The following is a 1393-nucleotide window of genomic DNA, read 5'->3' on the forward strand; positions in this document are numbered from 1 at the left end:
GCCAGCAGCTCGTCGAAGCCCATCCGACCGTCCAGGTCGGCCTTGAGCACCTGGGTGTTGACGAAGAAGCCGATCAGCCGCTCGGTCTCCACGCGGTTGCGATTGGCGATCGGCACGCCGACACGGATATCCGCCTGCCCGCTGTAGCGATACAGCAGCGCCTGGAACGAAGCCAGCAACAGGGCGAAGGCAGTAGCCCCCTCCTGCTGGGCCACGCGCCTGAGCGCCTGGGACAGATCAATATCCAGTTCCAGGATGAACTGGGCACCACGATGGCTTTGCCGAACCGGGCGCGGCCGGTCGAACGGCAACTCCAGCACCGGCTGCTCGCCGCCCAGCAGGCCGGTCCAGTACGCCAACTGGCGCTCCTTTTCCCCGGCCTCCATCCAGCTGCGCTGCCACAGGGCGTAGTCCGCGTACTGGATCGGCAAAGCCGGCAGCGCTACCTCGAGCCCTCGACTATAGGCGGCATAGAGCTGGACCAGTTCCTCGACCATCACCTGCATCGACCAACCGTCGGACACGATGTGATGCTGGACCAGCACCAGCACATGGTCGTCCTCGGCCAGCCGCAACAGGCTCACCCGCAGCAGCGGCCCACGCTCCAGGTCGAACGGCCGCGCGATCGTCGTCTCGACCTGCCGAGCGAGGGCGCCCTCCTCGAGCGGCCCCAACGCGACGATATCCAACGGCAATGCCATGGATGCGGCGATCTCCTGGCGCGCCTCGTCGCCGTCGAGGCGAAAACGGGTGCGTAGGGTCTCGTGCCGCGCAACCAGGCTGTCGAAGCTGCGTTGCAGGGCATCCAGGTCCAGCCGCCCACGTAGACGCAAGACACTCGGGATATGGTAGGCCGCGCTTTCCGGCTCCAGTTGCCAGAGAAACCACTGTCGCTCCTGGGCATAGGAGAGCCGCAGGGGCTCGCCGTCCTGGCGCTTGAACACTGGCGCGATCTCGAAGAGATTGACACCTTGCTGCTTGAGCAGGACAGCCAATGCCTTCCTTTCCTGGGGGGAAAGGGAGCCCACCTTCTCTATGAGTGCTTGCACGCTACCGCCTCTTAGGAAATCAGTTTTTCAAGTTCATCGGCAGATAGACGTTTGAGCGCCTCCAGGGATTTAGCCAGGGCATCTTCCACCGGCGCGCTCTCGGCCTTGAGGGTCTCGACGCCGTGGCAGAACTCACCCAGTGTCTCCGCGGTGAACATCGACTTGATCGGCACCTCCAGGTGCAGTCGTTCGCGTAGGCGGCCAATGACCTGGGTGGCCAGCAACGAGTGGCCGCCGAGTTCGAAGAAATTGTCGTCGAGCCCGACCTGTTGCAATTGCAGGACCTCCGCCCAGATCCCCGCGACCTGTTGCTCCAGATCGCTTCGCGGCGCCACGTAGACCTG

Annotated in this window: 1 protein-coding gene and 1 pseudogene; both read right to left on the reverse strand. The window is 64.2% G+C overall.

Annotation, left to right across the window (positions count from 1 at the left end; all coding sequences use genetic code 11):
• Positions 1-923, reverse strand: a pseudogene (locus HMPREF1224_RS13815) (condensation domain-containing protein); the annotation flags it as partial.
• A gap of 137 nt (positions 924-1060) precedes the next feature.
• Positions 1061-1393: phosphopantetheine-binding protein (locus tag HMPREF1224_RS13820; protein ID WP_010793023.1), on the reverse strand; the 333-nt coding region annotated here is incomplete at its 5' end.

Origin of the sequence: Pseudomonas sp. P179 (assembly GCF_000478485.2) — a bacterium.
In the GTDB taxonomy this organism is placed as follows: domain Bacteria; phylum Pseudomonadota; class Gammaproteobacteria; order Pseudomonadales; family Pseudomonadaceae; genus Pseudomonas; species Pseudomonas aeruginosa.